This is a genomic window from Candidatus Aminicenantes bacterium (assembly GCA_026393795.1).
Lineage (GTDB): Bacteria > Acidobacteriota > Aminicenantia > UBA2199 > UBA2199 > UBA2199.
The window spans coordinates 1-4580 of sequence record JAPKZL010000110.1; the positions used below are offsets into that span (position 1 = coordinate 1).

A 4580-nucleotide genomic window follows, 5' to 3' on the forward strand; every position below is an offset into this window, starting at 1 on the left:
AAAAACGGTAAGTATCTGGCCGGGATCGGGCTGACTGGCAACATATTTGGCTTCGGGCAAAGTGACGTTGGCTACTTTTGAAATCATTGGCGTCACGACCATGAAGATGATCAGCAACACCAGCAAAATGTCGCAAAGGGGGACCACATTGGGTTCAGATTTTGCAGATTTAGAGCCAATTTCGACACTCATGATCTGCTCCTATTACTTCGTTTTCAGCTTGATAAAATGACTAATCAGTTCTGAAGAAGCATTGGCCATTTCACCGGTAAAGACGTCCACCCGGTTGAGCAGGATGTTGAAAAACCACACGGCGACAACGGCGACGATGATGCCGAAGCCGGTGGTGACCAGGGCTTCCGCGATGCCGCCCGCGACAGCGCCGATACCGCCGGACCCGGATACGCCCATGCCCTGGAAGGCGGTGATGATTCCGAACACCGTGCCGAAGAGGCCGACGAACGGACCGGTGGAGCCGATGGTCGCCAGACCATTCAAGCCTCTTTTAAATTCCTGAACGCCTTTGATCGTAGCTCTTTCAATGGCCCTTTGGGCGGATTCGATTACTTCAGCGTGAGCAGACTTGCTGTCCTGCTGAAACTGCAGTTCGTTCAAGCCGGCAACCAGAACCTTGGCAAGGTGGCTGTTCTTGAATCTTTTATCAGAAGCCAATTTGATAGAATCATCAATTTTTCCTTCCTGCCAGAGCGCGGAAATAAGCTTCAACAGAATCCTGGACTGCTTTTTCGCCTTGCCGAAAACGATGAGCCTCTCAATGCCGGTGGCGAAGCAATACACCGACATCAGCACCAGGGTGATAACGACCGCCTTTGGAATAAGACTCATACTGTGCCACATTTCAACTAAATCCCATGACATAATAGACCTCCTAAATTAAGATTATTTTAAAATTCCTTATGGGCGAGAATACCGTTCATCACTGGTTTTCCAGGGTGAAGGTTACCGTGGCTGTGAAGATGACCGGCTTGGGGATGCCGTTCAATATGTAGGGTTCATAGACCCACTGCTTGATGGCGCTCAGCGCGGCATCGTTGAGCAGCGGGTGGCCGGAGATGACCCGGGCCTGGCGCACGCGGCCGTAGATGTCGGTCATGGCTTCGATGATGACCACGCCCTGGATGCGGGCCGTCAAGGCGATCTGCGGATAAACCGGCTTTACTTCCTTGATTTTCTTGGGCCTCTGCACGCTGGCTACGCGGATGGCCTGCTGGGTGTTGTCCATGAGCTGTCCGCCTTCCACGCCGCCGAGAACGCCTCCCACGACGCCGCCTTCCACGCCGCCTTCCACGCCGCCCTCAACGCCGCCTTCGATGCCGGCGAAATTGCCCACATCCTCTTCCTGGATGATGGTGGGAACTTCGATCGGAGCCACCAAGCGGCCGGCGATGATCGGCCGGTTTTGATTGGCTTTCTTGGCGCTATCGGCCGCCTTCTGCTCCCCGCTGCCCCGTTTCTTGGCCGCGGCCGGAGGCGGCGGCGGAGGCGGAGGCGGAGCCATGACGAAGACGTTGGTCACTTTAACCTGAGGAAGATTGGTATCGGCCATCATCAGGGGAACGACCACGACGGATGCGATGAGTAAGGCATGAAAAAGGAGAGAAATTGGCAAAATCATCCATTTCTGAGTATGTTTGCGAGTACCGGAAGATATTATCATTGAATCCCCAAACATGCTACGCCTCCCTGTTTAGTTTTTTTAATATTTCCAAGCTATTTTATACAATAAAAAAATGAATAAAGCAAGTACATTCTCAACTTTTTTTTCTTTTTAAGAAATATTTTTCCCAGACTTTAAGCCAGGCGCAGGACTGGTAGATGGTCGAGTACGACCCGGCGATGACGCCGACCAGCATGGTGAAGGCGAAAGGCCGTATCACTTCCCCACCGAAAAGGTAAAGGGACAAGACGGTCAGGAAAACCGTCAACGAGGTGAAGATCGACCGGCTCAGGGTCTGGTTCAGGCTCTTGTCCAGGATGGCTTCGAGGTCGTCCTTTTTCATGATCTTGAGGTTATCGCGCAAACGGTCGAAGACCACGATCGTATCGTTGATCGAGTAACCGACGATGGTCAGGATGGCGGCGACGACCTGCAGCGACATCTCGATGCGGAAGAAGAGGACGAACGACAGGGAGACCAGCACGTCGTGAAACAGGGTCAGGATGCCGGAGAGCCCATAGAGGAACTTGAAGCGGAAGGCGATGTAGACCAGCATGCCGATCAGGGCCCAGACGCAGGCCAGGGCGGCCTTGCGGCGCAGGTCCTTGCCCACCTGCGGGCCAACGAACTCCACGCTTAAAAAGGTGAATTTGCTCAAAAATGTATTATCGCGCAGAACGGTCATGACCCGGTGCTTGATGCCGGCGTTTTCCAGGGCGGAAAAATCGGTGATGATGCCGTTTTTGCCCTTGCGCAGGTCAATGATGATCTTGGCGCTGGCCAGCGCGTCCTCATCGCCAAGGCCCTTGTCGCGCAGGAAGCGGGCGATCTCGCCTTCGGCCGTATTGTTCAGGTCGATTTTCCCGGCCGTCTCCTGATCCATTTCGGCGCTATCCAGCATGCTGTTGCGAATCTGTCTGGCCACGAGCTCGTATTCCTCGACGCCTTCCATTTTTGTCTCATTGCTGATGTTCATCTTTTTCAATGAGGCCATGGTTTTGATGAAGAACTTATTCTCGCTGCCGATGCGCGTGATCTGGGCGTCGCCCAGGCTGACCTTGCTCAGCATGCTGCGGACCTGTGGGATGGAAGTGGGTTTTAGAAAACTGGCCTCGATCAGGGTGCCGCCGGAAAAATCGATGCCCATGTTGAAACCGCGGGTGAAGAACATGTAGATGCCGGCCAGGATGATCAAACCTGAAAGGGCGAAAGCGTAATACCTTTTACTGGTGAATTTGATATTGGGAACTTCTTTGAATAAATACATAGTGCACTCCTATATACTGATCTTGGACAGCTTTTTTCGCCGGCCGTAGGTCAGGTCAAAGATCACCCGCGAGACGAATATGGCGGTGAACATGCTGGCCGCGATGCCGATGATCAGGGTGATGGCGTACCCCTTGATGGGTCCGGTCCCGAACTGGAACAGGAAGACGGCCGAAATGACCGTGGTCAGGTTGGAATCGAAGATCGTCCAAAACGCTTTTTTAAAACCCGCGTCTATGGCCGACTTGGGCGATTTGCCCGATTTCAATTCCTCGCGGATGCGTTCGAAGATCAATACATTGGCATCCACGGCCATGCCGATGGACAGGATGATGCCGGCGATACCGGGCAAGGAAAGAGTGGCATGAAAATACGCCATGATGCCCATCAGGATCACCATGTTCAACAGCAGGGCCAGGATCGAATTCAAGCCCGCGGCCTTATAATAAACCAGCATGAAGAGCACCACCAGCAGCAAGCCGCCAAAGCAGGCCATGAGCCCCTTGCGGATGGAATCGGCGCCCAGCGAGGGGCCGATGGTCCTTTCCTCGATGTACTTCAGCGGCGCCGGCAGGGCGCCGGAGCGTAAGACCAGCACGATGTCGTCCACCTCGTCAACGGTGAAACGGCCGTGGATGATGCCGTCGCCGGAGATCACGTCCTGGACGGTGGCCACGCTCTCGATGCGGTCATCCAGGACGATGGACAGCTGCTTGCCGATGTTGGCGGCGGTGAATTTTTCGAACTGCGTCGATCCCTGCGCATTGAAGGAGAAGCCGACGGCCGGGGCGCCGTACTCGTCCTGGGCGCGGCGCGCGCTCTTCAGGTCCTTGCCGGGAACGACGGTGGCCGCCTTCAGCACGTAAAAGCCCTTTTCCAGGCGCCGGGGATTGGTTTTGACGATCTCCATGTCCTCGGGAAGCTTGCCGTTGTAATCCTTCAGGGCCGCTTCCTCGGTCAGGAACGGCCCCGAGACGACGGAGCGGAATTCCAGCATGGCCGTGCTCTTGATCAGGCTCTTGACCCGCTCCGGGTTGTCGATGCCGGGGAGCTCGATCAATATCTTGTCTCCGGCCAAACCCTCTTTCTGGATGGTGGGCTCGGCCACGCCGAATTCGTCGACTCGGTTGCGGATGGTCTCCAGTGCCTGGTCCACCGACTGGTCGCGCAGCTGCTGTTCGATGTTGGGACGAAGGGCCAGCGAGACCAGGTTGCCTCCGACCGTATAGGTCCAATCGCGGAAATCGTCGTCCAAAATGTCCTTGATCTTGCGCTCGTCATCCAAGAGGGTGCCCGTGATCTCGATCCTATTAAAGCCTCTGCGGACGACCTTCTCATACTTGATGCTGCCGTCCCGGAACAGGCCCTTCAATTGGGTAATGCTCATGTCGGCCTGGATGGCGATGGCCTCGTCGGTCTCGACCTCCATGATCAGGTGCATCCCGCCCTTCAGGTCGAGCCCCAAGTTCAGCTTTTTGTCCAGCGGCCACATCAGCCAGATCGACAGGGCGACCACGGCCACGATCAATCCAATTTTCCAGGTCATAGACTTGTCCATCTTTTTTCTCCTTTTATCCTACTACAACAGCTGTTAAAAAGATCATCAGATTTTTTACGTATGCAGCTGGCTAATTTA

The 4580-nt window shown here is 54.8% G+C and carries 5 protein-coding genes; all 5 read right to left on the reverse strand.

The window, feature by feature from the left end; all coding sequences use genetic code 11:
* The coding region (locus tag NTW95_05525) for a biopolymer transporter ExbD (protein MCX6556880.1) at positions 1–192 on the reverse strand (192 nt) is incomplete at its 3' end.
* A 12-nt stretch (positions 193–204) separates the two neighbouring features.
* A complete protein-coding gene (locus NTW95_05530) occupies positions 205–879 on the reverse strand; it encodes a MotA/TolQ/ExbB proton channel family protein (protein MCX6556881.1) in 675 nt (224 codons plus the stop codon).
* A 58-nt stretch (positions 880–937) separates the two neighbouring features.
* Positions 938–1636 carry an energy transducer TonB gene (locus NTW95_05535; protein MCX6556882.1) on the reverse strand — a complete coding sequence of 233 codons (699 nt, stop codon included), beginning with the start codon at positions 1634–1636 and terminating at the stop codon, positions 938–940.
* Between the two features lie 136 nt (positions 1637–1772).
* Positions 1773–2945, reverse strand: a complete 1173-nt coding sequence (secF, locus tag NTW95_05540) for a protein translocase subunit SecF (protein MCX6556883.1) — start codon at positions 2943–2945, stop codon at positions 1773–1775.
* 9 nt (positions 2946–2954) lie between these two features.
* Positions 2955–4502, reverse strand: coding sequence for a protein translocase subunit SecD (secD, locus tag NTW95_05545; GenBank protein ID MCX6556884.1), 1548 nt, complete (start codon positions 4500–4502; stop codon positions 2955–2957).
* Positions 4503–4580 lie beyond the last annotated feature (78 nt).